13 protein-coding genes and 2 pseudogenes are annotated in these 16,912 nt (G+C 53.7%); 9 read left to right on the plus strand and 6 right to left on the minus strand.

Annotated elements, in window-relative coordinates:
* Positions 1-2: 2 nt before the first annotated feature.
* A complete protein-coding gene (locus AC2FIB_RS19530; RefSeq protein WP_496737136.1) occupies positions 3-2,216 on the minus strand; it encodes a TRAP transporter permease in 2,214 nt (737 codons plus the stop codon).
* Positions 2,217-2,297: 81 nt separating this feature from the next.
* Entirely contained in the window at positions 2,298-3,305 is a 1,008-nt protein-coding gene (locus AC2FIB_RS19535) for a TAXI family TRAP transporter solute-binding subunit (RefSeq protein WP_496842635.1), read from the minus strand.
* Positions 3,306-3,434: 129 nt separating this feature from the next.
* On the opposite strand from AC2FIB_RS19535, the gene AC2FIB_RS19540 reads away from it, so the two are divergent.
* Positions 3,435-4,373, plus strand: coding sequence for a LysR family transcriptional regulator (locus AC2FIB_RS19540; protein WP_496737133.1), 939 nt, complete (start codon positions 3,435-3,437; stop codon positions 4,371-4,373).
* 708 nt (positions 4,374-5,081) lie between these two features.
* Here AC2FIB_RS19540 and AC2FIB_RS19545 read toward each other — a convergent pair.
* Positions 5,082-5,753, minus strand: coding sequence for an HAD family hydrolase (locus tag AC2FIB_RS19545; RefSeq protein WP_496737131.1), 672 nt, complete (start codon positions 5,751-5,753; stop codon positions 5,082-5,084).
* A 143-nt stretch (positions 5,754-5,896) separates the two neighbouring features.
* Positions 5,897-6,793 carry a LysR family transcriptional regulator gene (locus AC2FIB_RS19550; RefSeq protein WP_496737130.1) on the minus strand — a complete coding sequence of 299 codons (897 nt, stop codon included), beginning with the start codon at positions 6,791-6,793 and terminating at the stop codon, positions 5,897-5,899.
* A 91-nt stretch (positions 6,794-6,884) separates the two neighbouring features.
* Here AC2FIB_RS19550 and AC2FIB_RS19555 point away from each other — a divergent pair, with 91 nt between their 5' ends.
* The 4 genes and pseudogenes from AC2FIB_RS19555 (at position 6,885) to sstT (ending at position 11,035) form a co-directional block, all read left to right on the plus strand.
* Complete coding sequence (locus AC2FIB_RS19555) at positions 6,885-7,709, plus strand: TauD/TfdA dioxygenase family protein (protein ID WP_496737128.1); 825 nt, start codon at positions 6,885-6,887, stop codon at positions 7,707-7,709.
* A 401-nt stretch (positions 7,710-8,110) separates the two neighbouring features.
* The gene (locus AC2FIB_RS19560; RefSeq protein WP_496842636.1) at positions 8,111-8,233 is read left to right on the plus strand and encodes a hypothetical protein; all 123 of its coding nucleotides are present in this window, start codon (positions 8,111-8,113) and stop codon (positions 8,231-8,233) included.
* A 322-nt stretch (positions 8,234-8,555) separates the two neighbouring features.
* Positions 8,556-8,816 (plus strand): annotated as a pseudogene (locus AC2FIB_RS19565) (recombinase family protein); the annotation flags it as partial.
* 989 nt (positions 8,817-9,805) lie between these two features.
* Positions 9,806-11,035 (plus strand): serine/threonine transporter SstT, encoded by a 1,230-nt coding sequence (gene sstT / locus AC2FIB_RS19570; protein ID WP_496842637.1) that lies wholly within the window; start codon positions 9,806-9,808, stop codon positions 11,033-11,035.
* A 207-nt stretch (positions 11,036-11,242) separates the two neighbouring features.
* Here sstT and AC2FIB_RS19575 read toward each other — a convergent pair.
* Together AC2FIB_RS19575 and AC2FIB_RS19580 are read right to left on the minus strand one after the other, a co-directional pair.
* Positions 11,243-11,389: pseudogene (locus AC2FIB_RS19575) on the minus strand (IS3 family transposase); the annotation flags it as partial.
* A 267-nt stretch (positions 11,390-11,656) separates the two neighbouring features.
* Positions 11,657-12,229: a lipid-binding SYLF domain-containing protein gene (locus AC2FIB_RS19580; protein WP_160116601.1), complete on the minus strand. Its 573-nt coding sequence runs from the start codon at positions 12,227-12,229 to the stop codon at positions 11,657-11,659.
* Between the two features lie 890 nt (positions 12,230-13,119).
* Between AC2FIB_RS19580 and AC2FIB_RS19585 the strand changes: the two genes are divergently transcribed.
* From AC2FIB_RS19585 to AC2FIB_RS19600, 4 genes are all read left to right on the plus strand, one after another.
* Positions 13,120-14,316, plus strand: a complete 1,197-nt coding sequence (locus AC2FIB_RS19585; protein WP_496737124.1) for a glycosyltransferase family 2 protein — start codon at positions 13,120-13,122, stop codon at positions 14,314-14,316.
* Positions 14,317-14,391: 75 nt separating this feature from the next.
* Positions 14,392-15,342: a flippase-like domain-containing protein gene (locus tag AC2FIB_RS19590; protein ID WP_496737122.1), complete on the plus strand. Its 951-nt coding sequence runs from the start codon at positions 14,392-14,394 to the stop codon at positions 15,340-15,342.
* Entirely contained in the window at positions 15,339-16,283 is a 945-nt protein-coding gene (locus tag AC2FIB_RS19595) for a glycosyltransferase family 2 protein (RefSeq protein ID WP_496737120.1), read from the plus strand. Before AC2FIB_RS19590 ends, AC2FIB_RS19595 begins: the two co-directional genes overlap by 4 nt.
* Before the next feature lies 1 nt (position 16,284).
* On the plus strand, positions 16,285-16,911 hold the full coding sequence (locus AC2FIB_RS19600) for a class I SAM-dependent methyltransferase (protein ID WP_496737118.1): 627 nt from the start codon (positions 16,285-16,287) through the stop codon (positions 16,909-16,911).
* Position 16,912: the final 1 nt, after the last annotated feature.

Consider the following 16,912-nt stretch of genomic DNA (forward strand, 5'->3'; position numbering starts at 1 on the left):
ATTCAGGCCGGTGAGTGACTGCGATTGCGGGCGATTAGTTGGGTGACGATGACCGGCGAGGCCACAGCCAGCGCGATCAGATCTGCCGTCAGACTAGGCGCGACAAAGATGATCCCAGCGATGGCCAACAGAATACGCGATGCGATATTCAGCGGACTCAACCAATACCCAACCACAGCCGCCGACAGGGCAATAACCCCGGCGATGCAACTGGTCGCGGTATAGGTGAATTCCCATAGGTTGAACCCGGTTGACGACACGAACAGCAGGACCGGCGCATAGACAAAGGCCATGGGCGCAATCACTTTGCCCAATCCAAGGGTGAAGGCAGAAAGACCAGTTCGGAACGGGTTCGAGTTCGCAATGGCAGCCGCGGCATAGGCTGAAGTACAGACCGGTGGTGTAATCTCGGACACCACACCATAGTAGAGCACGAAAAGGTGGCTGGCGATGGGTGGAACACCCAGTTGCGCCAGCGCAGGCTGCGCCACTGACACCAGCATGATATACAGCGCGGTGGTCGGAATGCCCGCGCCCATCAGGATACAGACGACGGCGATGAACACCAATGAGATGAACAATTGTAAGTCTTCCATCGCAAAGAACTGGAAGCTGCCGAACGAGATCATGTTGTACAGATCCGATGCCAGGTTGCCTGCGCCCTGCGTAACCATGAATCCGATACGGAACCCGATGCCAGTGGTGTTGATCACGCCTACCACGATACCAACCGCAGCAGCGGCGGCACCCACGGCTAGCGAGTATTTCACACCCAATTCTACCGCCTGCAGCATCTCGGGCACTTCGATGCGTTTCTGAGGGTTCAATGTTGCGACCACCGTCAATCCGCACAGGATTGTTGTCATGGTCAGGTCAAAGCCGCCGTCTGAGAACTTCCACAGTACAAAGCTGAGGAACGCTGCCGCGTAGATCAGTGTCGGAGGTTGCCTCAAGCGCGACATTCCCGCGATTACAGCAAGTGATATGCCGCAGAAGGCCGACATGAAGGGCGTGTAACCCGTGAACAGAACTACTAGCAGGCCGATCAGGGGAACTATGTTGGCCCAGCCTTCGGCCCAGACGGCTTTGAGCTGCGGCAGTTGCTCTTTGGTCAGACCTTTGAGATTCAGCTTGCGTGCCATCAGGTGCACAACAGCAAAGACGCCAACATAGTGCAGGAGTGCTGGGAAAATCGCAGCAATAACGATGGTGGTGTAGGGAACCTCAAGAAACTCTGCCATGATAAAGGCAGCGGCACCCATGATCGGCGGGGTGATCTGACCACCCGCCGAGGAAGCAGCCTCGACCCCACCCGCAAAATGGCCGGGGTATCCAAGGCGCTTCATGTTGGGAATTGTCAGCGCGCCGGTTGATACGGTGTTGGCCACCGAAGAACCCGAGATCGTGCCGAAGAAGGCCGAGGATACCACCGACACTTTTGCCGGACCGCCAGTATAGCGGCCCGCCAAAATGGTGGCGTTATCGATGAAAAGTTGCCCCAACCCAGTGCGTTGCGCGATCACGCCAAACAGCACAAAGTGGAAAACGATTGTCGAGACGACCCACAACGTGACGCCGTAGATGCCCTCCTGCGGAAAGTACATCGACGAAACGAAGGTTTTGAAGTTCACGCCAGGATGCTGCAACAATCCGGGGAAATACGGCCCAAGCAAAGCGTATGAGATAAATACGCAGATGATCAGCGGCAGAACCCAACCAAGCGTGCGGCGTGCGATGTCCAGCACCAGCAGGATGATGATCACACCCAAAATCACGTCATAACTGTTGGGGTTACCCATTCGGAAGGTCTGTTCCTCAATCCCAAGAAACGTAATGCCACGCCAGGCGACGCCCACGTACAGCGCCGCGATGATCCCAAGGGCCATGAAGACCAGATCGTAAAGAGGGATGTTGCCGATCCGGAACCGGCTGACCTTAAGAGCATAGAGGCTTTTGGCGCCGATAATCGGAATGGTCGCGTAGACCAGAATGAACAGCAGTGCCAGATAGATCCCCATGTGCCAGTGATCGGCCGGCAGGCCAAAACCGGCCGTGAAGAATTCATAGAATGCAAAGATCAGGGCCACAACGCGCAGGACCTTGCCAGTTGTCGGCGTAACCTGCCGGACGGCAGCACCCTCGTCGAACTGTTCTTCGATAGCCGCTAATTCTTCGGCTGTGAGTTCGTGGTCATCAAGATTCTTAGTCGTGGACATGATGGCCCCCTGATTTCGCGCATTTAGAGTGTGCGGTGCCCCAAATAGGGGCACCGGACGATGAGTTGAGATGAGATCAGGTTACTGAAGAAGCCCGGCTTCTTTGTAGAACTTCTCAGCACCCGGATGCAGCGGAACGCCCAGTGCTTCGACACCATCCAGAGCGGTATCAGGGGTGATCTGCTTGCCCTTGGCATGACCGTTATCCAGCAGCTTGCGGGTGTTGTCGTTCCACATCGCCTTGGTCAGCTCATAGACCAGGTCGTCAGACAGGTCCGACGACACAACCAGCATCGCGCTGACCGCAGGGGTCTTGGTTTCGCCGTCGATGCCTTCATAAACGCCACCTGGAATGGAAGAAGGGATATAGGCTGGAATGATCTCGTTGATCTTGCCCAGATCTTCGTCGGAGAAAGAGTGCAGGTTCATACCTTTGGTCGAAGATAGCTGCACCATCGCAGCAACCGGCCAGCCTGCGGCATAGAAATAGGCGTCAAGCTGACCATCGGCCAGACGTTCGGCACTCTGACTGTTGTTCAACTCGGCCTCATCCATGTTGTCACGGTTGACACCCCAAGCATCCAGCATCTGCAAAACGGCTACCTGCGTGCCAGAACCAGCCTGAGCAATACCAACACGCTTGCCTTCCAGGTCACTCAGATCGTTAATCGTCGAGCCGGCCGGAAGCACCAGATGCAGGTCTTCTGGGAACAGATTGGCTACGATGCGCAGTTTGGGATGGGGTTTGCCTTCGAACTTACCTTCACCCAGATACATCGAACGGGTGACGTCGGCTGCAGCCAGCCCGGCCTCAAGTTCTCCATTCTGCACAGCGGCATTGTTGAAGACCGAAGCGGTGGTGGATTGCGCGATCGCGATCAGGCCCGGGACACCGCACTGGCCGCCTTCTTCACACGGGCGCGATCCCGGAGGGGCGGAGATTCCATTTGCAATGGTGCCACCGATGGGGAAATAGGTTCCGCCAGCGCCACCAGTGCCAATACGGAAGAACGTTGGGTCCTGCGCCAGCGCGGGTGCTGCCAGCGCGCCCGCCAATGCAAGACCAGTCAAGCATTTCACAAATTTCATTATCATCTCCCTTGTTGGAATTTCGGTTTTGGTTTTCCCAAACTTCGATCCCGCAAGCGTAGAGACAAACTGCATAAATACAAATTTGTTATACTTCACTAAACTAAAGTTTTGTTTATATTTAAAAATATGAACCTAACTCAGCTAACCGTATTTCGTGAGGTGATGGAGACCGGCTCCATCTCTCAAACTGCCAAGAAACTGAATCGCACGCAGCCTGCGATTAGCTTGGCATTGAAAAACCTTGAAAAGACATTGGGCCTGACGCTATTCGAACGTAAGGGAAGACGTTTAGTGCCAGTCCCCGAGGCGCACTATCTCTTGGCCGAAACTACGGGTATTTTGGACCGCCTGGCGACAATCTCCAGCACGATGGAAGGACTCATCAAAGGGCATGCCGGAAGCTTGAATATTGCAACGATGCCGGGTCCATCTGCCTTTTTGTTCCCACGTTTCATAAGCCAATCAGTTGGTGAAAACCCCGATATTCGCATCACGCTCTCGACACGCAGTTCACCGCAGATTATGGAGCTTGCGGGGACGCAAAATATCGACTTCGGCTTTGCTGACTTCGAGCATTCAGCCGGCAAAGAGCCCCAGTATTCCGCTGAACTTATCCGGGCTGATTGCTTCTGTGCTATTGATCGCGATCATCCGCTTTCATCGCGCCAAAGCTTGACCTTATCGGAGCTGGATAGAATGCCAATGGGCGGCCTGCATCCTTCACACCCGTTTCAACGAAAAATCCGGCAGGAGTTTGAAAATGTTGCCGCTGAATACAACCCAACGGTAACTTGCCAGTACTTTCTGCCATTAATCCCCTTTGTGAGTTCAGGACAGTGTTGCAGCATCGTTGATCCGTTGACAGTTGCGACTGAGCGTGAGCTTAACTTCTCGAATGGCAAAGTGGTTTTCTTACCCTTCACGAAACCGCTCAGATATGAGTATGCCATCCTCGAACCAAACCACCGACCACCGTCCCAATTGGCATTACAGACCAAAGCGGGATGGAAGGCAGAAGTGTTGAGGATGTTGGATGGTGTGAAGGCAAACCCCCTTTCCTTTTGAATAGATGAAGCAGGGACAGAACATAATAGATCACTATAGACCTTATGATCTGAAAACCAATTTTTGTGTTTGGCTACTGTGTGACCAAAATCCGGCATTCATGTATGTTGCAGCATCCGTTACTTTGGGCTCCCCTTCATCTTTCGCGGCGCGCTGCCCGAAAGCTGACTGACGAAGCGGGAATGTCGGCGCATCGACAAACACAGACAAGTATCAGAAGTATAGCCCGCAAATCCTACGGCGGGTTTCAAACTGCCGTCACCCTCGATCGCGCTGCACCGGCATCGGGTGGCAGTGAGCCCGTTGCAGACCTTTGTAACCAGCGCAGCATTCGGGTCGATTGCAGACCTTCGAGGTTTGGTTGGCGAATTCACAGGAAGCGGAAAAAGCGGACGTTGCCAATCTCAACATGAACGGCACGTAATTGTTTTTTGGAGAGGGCTTACAAAGGCTGGAATGCTAAATTATGTTCTCGGTAGGAAAGCAATGAGGCGTCGTTTCATGTCACACCCTTTGAATCCTGCAATCGAAATGGCGATAAGCAACTGAGGTTGGACCTCGAATTGGAAGCCTTGCGAAAGTACGGCGACATTCGTGTTAAGCCCAACATCGGTAAGTTTGGCTCGAAGCTGACGTTCGCCTGAATATCGCGAGTGACCGCTTCGCGGACAATCTGCGCTTTTCCTGCATTTGTGCGAAGTTAAGCTTTTATTCCGGAACTACCATCAGACCAACCGCGTGGGCGCCGACGATGATGTTGCTGGCGATGTGATGCCCGAGCGCACGCAGTTCGGCGTCGGGGGCGACGATATCGGGGACCTGCACCGTTATGAGGCCCGCCGCGTGGGCCGCGCGGACGCCGTTGGGCGAATCCTCGAACGCAACGCAGTTTGACGGGTCGTGACCCAGACGTGCGGTGGCATGTAGGTAGATATCTGGCGCGGGCTTGCTGGCAGCGACCTGATCGCCGCCTACTACGTTGCGAAAAAGTGCGCCGAGACCCGCTCGCTCGAGATGCAGATGGGCCTTTTCCGTCTGGGTGCTGGTGGCGATGATGTAAGGTATATCCCGCTCGCGCAGGTGTTCTGCCATCGCGCGCGCACCCGGTTTGACAGGGATGCAATCCGCCAGCCGTTGCGTGATTTCGCTGTCCCAGACGGCGTCAAATTCTTCCAGATTGACGCGTCCCGCTAGCCCTTCGGTTAAAAGTCGGCGTCCCAGTGCACGGTTCGTGCCGACTAGCCGCCGGAACAGGTCGTCGTCTTGCGGCAATCCGAGTGCGTCAAGCGTGGTACGGAAGCCTTCGAAGTATACCCGCTCGGTGTCGAGCAACAGGCCGTCCATATCGAAGACGACGGCTTGGGGAGTGGGAATAGGCATGAGGGGTGGCCGTGCTGAAGTTCGAGTGTGCGTAGCTTGAATGAACGTATTCAGACGAATTGGAAAGGCCTCAAGGCGGACAAATCCGCCTTTCTTTTAAATGCGCAAAGGTCCACTTTCAGAAAAGGGCGTGACACAGTTGTTCAAATCTGGGCCCGGCACATATCCAGAAATGCTGTTACCGGATCCGTTTGTTGCACGGCCCTTGCCAGAGCAATGGTGACCTCGAACTGGCCAATCTCTTGTGCGAGCGGACGCGTGACGACAGCATCGCCTTCAATCGTCAGATTCCGGCCAGGCGGGAAGCCAACAAGAGTAAAGCCCAATCCCTTTCCCACATATGCTTGAACCATTTCGCGCGATTGCGAGGTCAGCGGCACCTCCGGATCAAGACCAGCAGCCCGTAACAAGTCAATATAGCTGGGGCCGGGACCAGCGCGCGATACGGAAATGTAGGGAATGTCGGACAGGGCCTCGAGCTTCACGCTGTCTGCCTTTGCCAAAGGGTGCGATGCGGGCAGCAAAACCAAGGGCGGCAACGCCTTCAGGATTTCGACATCGAAGCGCGTATTATCAAAGCCCTGATTAAAAACAACAAGCGCATCGACCTCTCCAGCATCAAGTGCAGCAACGAGGCTTGGAAAATCATCCTCCACGACTTCGATACGTACACGGGCATAGTGGTTGCGGAACGTCAGAACCGCGGGCAACACGATCCGTTGGGCAATGGCGTAGTGTGTTCCGATTCGGATCGTTCCGGTTTCCCCCTTGGCCATTTCGGCGGCACGTCGCTCCAGGGCCTTCGCCCGCGTTAGCAAAGCTTCTGCATCGGCAAGGAACTCCACACCTGCACTGGTCAGCCGCATACCCCGTGCGGGAAAACGATCAAACAGGGTCAAGCCAGTGACCTCTTCGAGTTTATCAAGCGCCGAGGAGATCGCCGGAGCGGAGACGTTCAGTTTTCGCGCCGCAGGCGCGATACCACCGCAACGGGCGATTTCCGACAAAAAGGCAAGTTGACGTAGTGAAAACCGAACCATCAGTAAAATCATCCTTTGAGCCAGATTAATTCAGTTTTTCCGATCTTAAGCAATGTCCTACTCTTCTCGCTAGAAAACAGGGAGAGAACCGATGGACATCAGACCTTTGACAGGCAGCTTGGGGGCAGAAGTTTTCAGAGCCGACGTAAGAGACGGTGCACAGTTTGCAGAAATCCAGGCAGCCTTCGCCAAATATTCCGTCATTGTTCTCAGAGGGCAAAACATTGCCCCGGAAGACCACCTCGACTTCGCGCGCCGCTTCGGTCCGATCAACGTGAACCGCTTTTTCAAACCTGTCGACGGGCACCCTGAAATTGCAACGGTCCTGAAGGAAAAGGACCAGAAAGAAGCGGTGGGCGAAGGCTGGCACACCGATCATTCCTACGACCAGGTCCCGGCGATGGGATCAATCCTGCATGCCATCGAAATGCCCCCCTACGGCGGTGATACGCTTTTCGTTTCGATGGGCGCGGCCTATGAGGCGCTGTCAGATTCCATGCGCCGGTTTCTTGATGGGTTGACGGCCATGCACTCGTCCCGGCACGTCTTTGGCGAGACCACGTTGGATAGCGAAGCGGCCAAAAGCGGAAGATTGGCTAATGCCGAGGCGGCAACGCAAGATGCGCGCCATCCTGTCGTCATCACACATCCGCTCAGCGGGCGCCGTGGATTGTTCGTAAACCCTGTCTTCACCACACACATTGAAGGCCTGACGATCGACGAATCCGCGGCCGTCCTCAATATGATCTATGAGCATTGCAGACAGCCCGAATTTCAGGCCCGTGTCCGTTGGCAGGAAGGCGACATCACCATGTGGGACAATCGCGCCACCTGGCACAAGGCGATTAACGATTATCACGGATTCCGGCGCCTCATGCACAGGATCACTGTGGATGGCGTAGCCTTATCCCGTTAGAAGCCCGATGTTGGTCGAGCGATCGCAAAAGCGATGTGATGCGCGAAGCGGTCATTCATACGCCGCGCAGAATCTGACATATTGGGCTCATCGCTGGCGTTCTCTGCAAATAGGAGCAACGCCTGTTCTGGCGGCCAAAGCAACCGTTCGTTCAGCACGCGTAAATTTCCGCTACTTTGCGAGTCGCAGTCCCGTAACGCAAAAGCGTTAAAAACCCAAAGGACCATCAAGCACTAGCCGGCACACAAATTGAACGGTTTAGGTTCTATTGTTTGAGTGCGACGTTTCGAGGAGTCACTTCGTGTCACCCGGTACGTTTTTCCAGCAAACAGTGTTGACTACAAAAACATCGGCTTTCGGACGTGTCGCCCGACCATAGAGTGTGCCAAACGGAGAATAGCATGAGCGCTAACGCGGACAGGGATCTGAAGGGCAATCGCGACGTCGCAGGTACTGAAGGTGACTATTCCATTTATCCGCACATGGATGGGACCAAATGCTCGATGTCATGGACGCTTGGCTGAACAGTTTGACTTGCCAACTAAGCTCGTACGCGAACTCTCAATGCTTCTTGGGAACTGCCCCAATAACGACGACGACATCGCAATCAATCTGACTGAGGTCCGACGCTCGCAAGCGATTGAACGAGGTCAAAGGCACCTCAAGCAACTTTTGCGGAAAGCCAAAAGGGGTTCCGTTGGCCCCCAAAAACTCCGGAAGGCGTTAGGCTCGCTTTCGACTTATTTCACATCGACTCCAGAAGACGCAGACCTTCTTCCCCGGCTCCTCGGGAAGTTTGAGGCCGCAACGACACTACTCAGGATGTCATCGATAACATTCGACGCATCCATGGACCGGTTGAGCCGAGTTCAGGCGGATATCACTGCGATCTTCAAATGGCTGAGCTTTGCAGGTGTTGGCATCGTGACACTGGCCGAAGGCGAGATCAGCGAATTACACGTAGGGCTTAATGGCACCATGAACCGACTGTTCCTCAAATATCTGGCCGACAAAACCTGGCGTGGTCTTCGTGGGCGGATCGAAGTTGGGCGTTCCGGCGGCGGCAACAGCTACGGTTATGACGTCGTCCGGCGTCTTGGGACCGACAGCTTACACCTGAACTTGTCCGAACTCTATCACACCAAGGTAGACGATCTTGCGCAGGCGCAAGCTGATCCGGCGATCCGCACAGGGGCTTTGGAACTCATCCGCGGCTTGATCGAGCGGGTGTCAGTTCAGCATGAACAGGAAGGCGTTCAGATCGAGTTGGAAGGTGCACTGGCGGCGATGATTGGCCTAGCCCAGAATGAACAAAGCCGGCCTGCGGCGGCTTGTTCGATCATGGTGGTTGCGGGATGATTTGTGTCTTCGACGTTGCGGGTTATGAGCCTGACGAGGTGAGGACGTTAAGCAATTGATCCAGTGGGTCAATTGTTGTCTAAACGGGCTATTCTGTATTATCTGACGCTGGTTGCGGGAGCAGGATACCAACGATGTTTGCAGTCTCTGCTCTGCAGTACCGCATAGGCGCAATTCACATTCTTGCCCAGGTTCTTCTTAGTCGCGTGACATGTGTCGAGACTGTTGCACTTATGCACTATCGTCCGCTTCGCGCTGGCAAACGGACATCCGACAGAAACAGTCAGATGACCGCTTCGAGCCCAAAGCGGACGTTTTCGGCGCGCTTTCTTTGCTAAGACTTATGGCAGTCAACGAAGGGTTTGCGCGGTTCCAAAAGAGACTTAATCACACCATCATTGCCAATCCAGTTACAGGCCCGCCATTTGACCGTAAGGGCAAGGCAGAAGCCGATTTGGAGTACAAGCAATTTGGGAAATTCATTAATAAACATTTATATTTGAGTGAATTGTGTGAGCAACTTGACGTAATGTAAGCCTTTGTAATGCATCAGCAAATCATTCAGTTTTAATCGCAAAAACAACTGCTTCAGAGAAGCGCAACAAAGACCTAGGCCGCCTAGAGGCGTTTAATTCTGCGCTATGACCTCCAAATAGCCACCAGCCCTTGAACTTCAACCGTGCCAGCGCGGGCGTGAGTTTCGCCCGTGAGGTCCCTATTCAAACAGGATGGTCCCCATGAATTTTCTTCTGCGTGGTAGCCTGGTTACTCAAATCACCATCGGTCTTGCCGCCGGTGTTCTGCTTGCAACCCTTTGGCCTACTGCCGGGTCAGCGGTCGGCCTGCTTGGCGACTTCTTCGTCGATGCATTGAAAGATGTTGCACCAGTTCTGGTGCTGATCCTGGTTTGCGCTGCGATCACAAACCACAAAAAAGGCAGCGAGGCGCGTATGGGCCCCGTGGTGCTTTTGTATATAGTCGGAACCTTCGCTGCTGCACTGGTTGCGGTTGCAGCCAGCTACATGTTTCCGGTTACTCTGCATTTGACAGGTACGCCCGAGCTTTTGGATGCTCCGGACGGTTTAGCTGAGGTGGTCAAAAATATCCTGCTGAAAATCGTGGACAATCCGGTGAATGCTCTGGCAACCGCTAACTATATCGGCATTCTCGCCTGGGCCGTTGGCCTGGGGCTTGTTTTCCGTCACGCCAGCGACTCGACCAAGACCTTGATGTCGGACCTGGACGGCGCGATTACCAAGATCGTCGCAGCGATAATCCGAGTGGCTCCAATCGGCATCTTTGGTATCGTGGCTTCGACGATTGCCGAGACCGGCATTGAAACACTTGCAAGTTATGGCCAACTTCTGGCGTTGCTGCTTGGCTGCATGATTTTCATGGCGCTGGTTGTGAACCCACTGATCGTGTTCCTGCGCATCCGCAAAAACCCATATCCGCTGGTTTTCACATGCCTTAAAGAGTCCGGGATTACCGCTTTCTTCATGCGCAGTTCGGCGGCCAATATTCCTGTGAACATGGAACTTTGCCGACGTATGGATTTGGATGAAGAGACTTACTCGGTCACCATTCCAATCGGAGCGACAATCAACATGGCTGGCGCTGCGATAACCATTACTGTCATGACGCTGGCAACCGTCCATACAATGGGTATTCAGGTTGATTTCGTCTCGGCAGTGTTCCTGAGCATCATTGCCTCGATTGCTGCCACCGGGGCTTCGGGCGTAGCAGGAGGATCACTGTTGCTGATCCCAATGGCCGCCAGCTTGTTTGGCATCGACAATGCAACGGCCATGCAAGTGGTGAGCATCGGCTTCATTATCGGCGTGTTGCAAGACTCTGCCGAGACCGGTTTGAACTCATCTACCGATGTTCTGTTCACCGCGGCGGGATCTTATAAACAAGGAGATCCCTACCCACGAAAGTCGGCCGCCGCACAGCTTACCGCTTAGGCACTGCGTACAAATCTTCAACCGCTGGCACTAGTCGGCGGTTGAACGACAGATTGGTCCGCAAGACTGGTATCGAGCCCAACCTTAATCGCGGCTTACTTTAGAGATTTCTGTTAAATAGTCGGTTTAGACGCACGCATACTTTGGTCAGGAAGTTACGCTTGATGATCAGAGTGGCTAAGATTGCAGTTGCGGATACAGCCAAGTAAACGTTTTGCGCCAGCGATAATAGGTTTGTTCAACAACGCCAATCTGCCTGATCGCATCAAGACGGGACATGCCTTGCCCCATCAGAACTTCAACCTGCCGTAACTTCGAGACAATCTCTTCGGGCTTCGGTCGCTTGTTTGCCATTCGTGGTCCTCCGTTTCCTAAGCATAACGGTGGACCAGTTCAGTTGGGGAGGCTCAGTTGCTAAGTTCTTCAATAGATGAAGTGATGAGGCAGAGGTCATACAATGGCCTCTGCCTCCTTGCCGACGAGCGTAAGTTAGCCCGAGGTTGAGCAATGGCCGCTACGGGCTCGAAGCGGAACTTCTCGGACCCACTTTCACCGAAGATGCTTCGCGGAACATCCAGTTAAGAATACTTCCGCGAAACTTCATTTTTGGAAAACAACCCACTATTCGATTTCCAGTTTTTTGAAACGCGACCCCTTCCAACTCACATCAGCCATTAAACCCTTCTGACCAAAAATGAAGGATACGATATCGCTTTTAAGGTTGGTGGTGTCCAAATCACCGCCAGCACCAATTTTGGCCACGGCCACCGATGCATCCACGCCCAATTCCCACTCGCGGTCATTGCTGGTGAACTTTGCCAGCGCTTCGTTTGTGTTCAATGCCAAGATCATCGAATGGGATTGAATTCCTGCGATGAAACCACCTTTGACGCCGAAGGTGTTGTAATAAAGCTTTTCATCAGCGCCAGATACCAGCACGCATCGACCTCCTTCGGCGCCAAAGCCAAGGCCAGCTTTCGTGATGTTTGGACACACCAAAACGCCCTTAGCGCTCGCCAGTACTTCGTCAGCGCCTTTTGTATCGGCCTTGAATTGAGCTAATGTGGCTTCCGCTTCCGTGTCTAGTTTCGCAGCATCTTCAGCAGTAAATTTTGCGGTCGCAGTACTCGCAAAAACAAAAATGAACGCGAGGCTTGAGACGACGATTGCAAGGCGGTTTTTTAAAGTAGGCATTTTCCATTCCTCAAAAATCATGAGTCGAGTAGTCGGGCTGCTTTTGCAAACAGCACAGGCAATTGACTACCAGATCGTCAAGGATTCACATAATCAGATAAAAATATTGAAATATATTGATTGCAGTGTTGAGCTGCCAATCCGCTTTCACCGGTGTCCCTTTTTTCTGCTCTCAAGCCTTCCAGGTGAATGTGAGCTGCGGTTTCAAATACCTACGTTTCACAAAGGTTTTTTTGAGATCATTTAAAAAATGTGCCGGTTCTCAATGACCACTTTGGGCTCAAAGTGGACCTTCGCTGTATCTGCGATGAATGTCTGCCATGCGGACAAAGCGGTCGTCTTGCCGAAGTGATCGAATGACTGCTTCGGTGCACTTTGTCGATTAGTCTAAAGCAGTCGCATTTATCTGCTACGGTATCCACCGCCTAAGGCGACTACTAGCAGCCACCAATTGGACGGGGCGTGGTGACGGCGACATGCAAAGCCCCATAGGACTCGCGTACTAATTCTTTGCTGAGGTGTCGCCACAGCCTATTTCTTTGATCTCTTGCCGCGACTTCGCAGGTCCACCGTTTTTGAGGCAGAGTGGACAATGCCAGCGGTTTCTACTTCCCTTGAGGAAGCCGCGCGGGGTTTTTAGGAGCAGAGATCAGATTCGCTTGCGAATTTGGATGAACCGTCGGTGGTCACTGCTATATCTATTATGTACTGGCGGAGCCAACAATGAAGCGTAACGCATGTCTTTTATACAAAGGGTGTCTGAAGCAATCACAAATCCTCAGCGTTCAATTCTTAAAACAGTACGATGCGCGCCCTAATCTCGACACAAAAACCCGCTGTATCGGAAACGAACTGTTTCGAAACTTAGCTTTGTGGCGAACGAGGGGCTCATGAAGAGCGAAACCATTTCTGTTGCCTTTGTCTTGCCGTGTCTCAACGAGGCCGCAACCCTGGAGAAGTGCATTCTGCGCGCGCAAGAAGCTCTGACAGGGATCAAAGAAAAATTTGGTCTTTCCGGGGAGGTGATCGTTGCTGACAATGGCAGCGATGATGGCAGTCAAGACATCGCCAATCGTGCCGGTGCGCGGGTCGTGCATGTGACAGAACGCGGCTATGGTGCGGCCTTGATCACCGGGTTTGGCGCAGCGAAATCGCAATACCTGGTGATGGGCGATAGTGATTGCTCTTATGATTTCGTCGAAGCGGTTCCGATGATTGAGGAATTGTTGAAAGGTGCCGATCTGTGCATGGGCAACCGATTTCGCGGTGGTATAAAATCCGGCGCAATGCCTTGGAAGAACCGGTACATCGGCAATCCAGCGCTTTCAGGTATTCTACGTGTTCTTTTCAAAACCGATATTGGCGATGCCCATTGTGGCTTACGTGCTTTGACCGCGCCCGCGTTAGAGCGTCTCAACCTGTCCTCGTCAGGAATGGAGTTTGCCTCCGAAATGCTTCTGAAATCGGTCCTGCTGGATTACAAGATTGCAGAAGTGCCGGTCACCCTGTCCCCCGATGAACGCGGCCGTCCACCGCATCTGAATCCTTGGCGCGATGGGATGCGGCACCTCATCTACATGTTGTTGTTGAGCCCGAGCTGGCTTTTCATGGGACCGGGCATCGTACTCGGCCTGCTAGGGCTTGTCATAATGACCGCTCTGATTGTTGTAGGCGGTGAAGAGCTAGTGCAGATCGGTGGGTTTTTCTTTGGCAGCCACTGGGCTGTCATGGCCAGTGCTGCAATTATCATCTCAGTGCAGACGATAGTGATGGGTCTTTTTGCAAAGCTTTACAATTACAAAGAGCTTATTCGGCGCCCCAGCAAACGCGCTCTGGTTTTTCTCAACGCGTCGCGCCTGGAATACTGGCTCTTGGCTGGCTTGGGTCTGATCGTGGGCGGCTTGACCTGGATCAGCACCATCACGTTCGGGTGGATCGCGTCGGACTATGCGGGCCTCAGCGCCATGCGGTCGATGATCGCAGCCGGAACGATGTGCGTGGTCGGCGCACAGGTGTTCTTTGCCGGTTTCCTGCTATCGGTAGTTTCTGGCAACCGCTCCCGGCATCTATTTGCTATCGATGTTTGATCAACGCGGGCGGGTCACATGATAAAGGGGGTAAACATTGTAGAACGGGCTGACACGAAGCGGAGCCGGGTCTGGATGGCGTTGTCCATCACGGTTGGCGCGATTCTTGGGATGATTGTCCTTTTTTTGGGTAGCGGCGCGTCTTTCGCTAGTTTTGTATCTTTGTGTGCCCGCATTCCCATTTGGGCCTATGGTGTCATCGCCTTTCTCCAAGCCACAATCGTCATCATGGCGGCGGTGCGCTGGAGAGTGTTGCTTAAGGCCGTTTCCCATCAGGGCGAAACCATTTCTCTGCAGCATGCGACGGCGGCGACAACATCGGCCGCCATTGTTGGGCAAATTCTGCCGATCCAACTTTGCACCCCAGTCATTCGCGCCTGGTTTGCATCGCGATTTGATATCCCGGTATTGCGGTCTTTGGGCACATCAGCATTGGAGCAAACATTTCAGCTTCTCGTTCTCGTTAGCGCGGCAGTTTTGAGTTTTTTGTTTCTGGTGCCAACGGCTGGCTGGGTGATTGATGCCATAGCCGCGATGCTCATATTGGCCTCCATGGTTGTCTTCGTTAGAGTTGGCATTCAGTTGGCGTCGAAGCTGCTGGCGAGTATCGCGGATCAGGGGACGTCACTTTTGTCTCAAGCCGCCGCCCGCTTGCGGACAGGCTTCGAAAGAACAGCACAGCTGCCGGACCGCATCTTGATATCGGTCACCGCGCTGAGCCTTCTTGGATATGCCGTCCTTGCCGCGTTGAATGTCTTGCTGCTAAGCGTCATCGCGGGCGTTGACGTCCTACCGCTTCTGATTGCCTATCCCTTGGTGTTGTTTCTTATGTCGCTGCCCGTCTTTCCAGGTGGATTGGGGGTAGTGGAAGTGACCTGGGCGGGCGTGCTCGTACGCGAAGGCGTGCCGTTCGATCAAGCGGTCGAAGCCGCCTTGGCCTTACGGGTCGTCTCGACCCTGGGATTTTTTTTGGTTGTGCCGCTCTTGCTCTCCGGTCTCCAACTGCAAAAGCGGAGTGCTCCGTGACGCGGCCGTGGCTATCAGTGATCATGCCTATCTTTAACGGTAGAGCGACGCTACATACCGCCCTGTCATCCATTGCTGGACAATGCGACGGGCTTGAGATTGTCGCCGTGGATCAAGGTTCAACCGATGGCAGCCGCGAGATTCTTCGGGCGGCGCAGAACCGCCTTCCGATCCGGATCATCGACAATCCCGGTGGCAGTTCGTGGACAGAGAATTCAAATATCGGCCTGCATGAGGCACGCGCGCCGCTCGTCACAATGCTGCACCAGGACGATATTTGGTTGCCGAAGCGTGCAGCACTTCTGAAAGAGATAAGTACTTTTTTTCAAGACGTCGACATCTGGGTGCATGGTGCCGGTCTCGTCGACACCCAAGGGAAAATTGTGGGAAAGATGTGCCCGCCTTTTGGTGACGCGAGGTGTATCCTAACTTCCGAAGAAGCGCTTTCGCACCTTATTGTGCAAAACACCTTGGCGCTACCTGCGGTCATGTTCCGGCGCGACGCTGCTCTGCGCAAGGGCGGCCTTGATGAGGAACTTTGGTACACGGCAGATTGGGATCTATGGCTGAGCCTCGCGCAGAACGGTCTGGCCTGGGACCCCGAACATGCTTCGGCGTTTCGGATTCATTCAGAATCCCTGACCATGACTGGATCGCAAGACTTGCAATCATTCAAACGCCAATTGGAGATACCTCTCGACCGTCATCTGGCGCATCTCCCGGAACGGTTGGCGACACGTGCTCGCAAGCGCGCAGAAGCGGCCAACGCGCTCAACGTTTGTTTGGCAAGCTTGCATCATCGCAGCCTGCATGGTGTTGGTTCCGCCCTTCGTTCGTTTTTCTTACTTGGACCGCTCGAATGGCGCGATTTTCTCATGACCACCCAGCTTTTGAACAGACTGGTGCCCCGACTGAAATTGGGACTGAAACGAGGAACATGAAATGGGTTCAATTGGAGCAAGTGTACGGCGTGCTTTTGGCCCCTATGAGAGGCAAGTCTCGGAGCTATACCGCCGTGTTTTCATTGACTTGGAGAACCTGACGGACTGTATTCAGGGTTGGGCAGATCCAACAGCTATCTGTGAAATCGGGTGCGGCGAAGGAGCCTTGGCAGAGCGTTTACGCCGGGATTTCCCTCATGCTTCCTATCTGGGCATCGATATTATCCCGCATTTAGGACGTATGTTTGACGGAGACCGTGCAGAATTTCGTCAGATTGACGCTCAGGACCTTGCCGAAGAATGCGCCGGGCAGTTCGACCTAGTTGTAATCAACGATGTTATGCACCACGTCCCGGGTCCAATCCGCACGGACATCCTGGAAGCCGCAAAAAAGCTGTTGATGCCGGGCGGTATTCTCGTGTTCAAAGACTGGCTGAGAAGAAAAACGCCAATTCATGCGGCCTGTTACATTGCAGATGTTCACATTGGTGGCGACAAGAACGTGGCCTATATGGCCATGGACGAGCAGCGCGAACTGATCACTTCGGTTTTTGGACCAGACGCAATCGCCGCGGAACAATCGATCAAACCTTGGTCACAGAACCACGCATTCAAAGTCGTGAAATAGG

The organism is Ruegeria sp. YTSA072 (assembly GCF_059610285.1).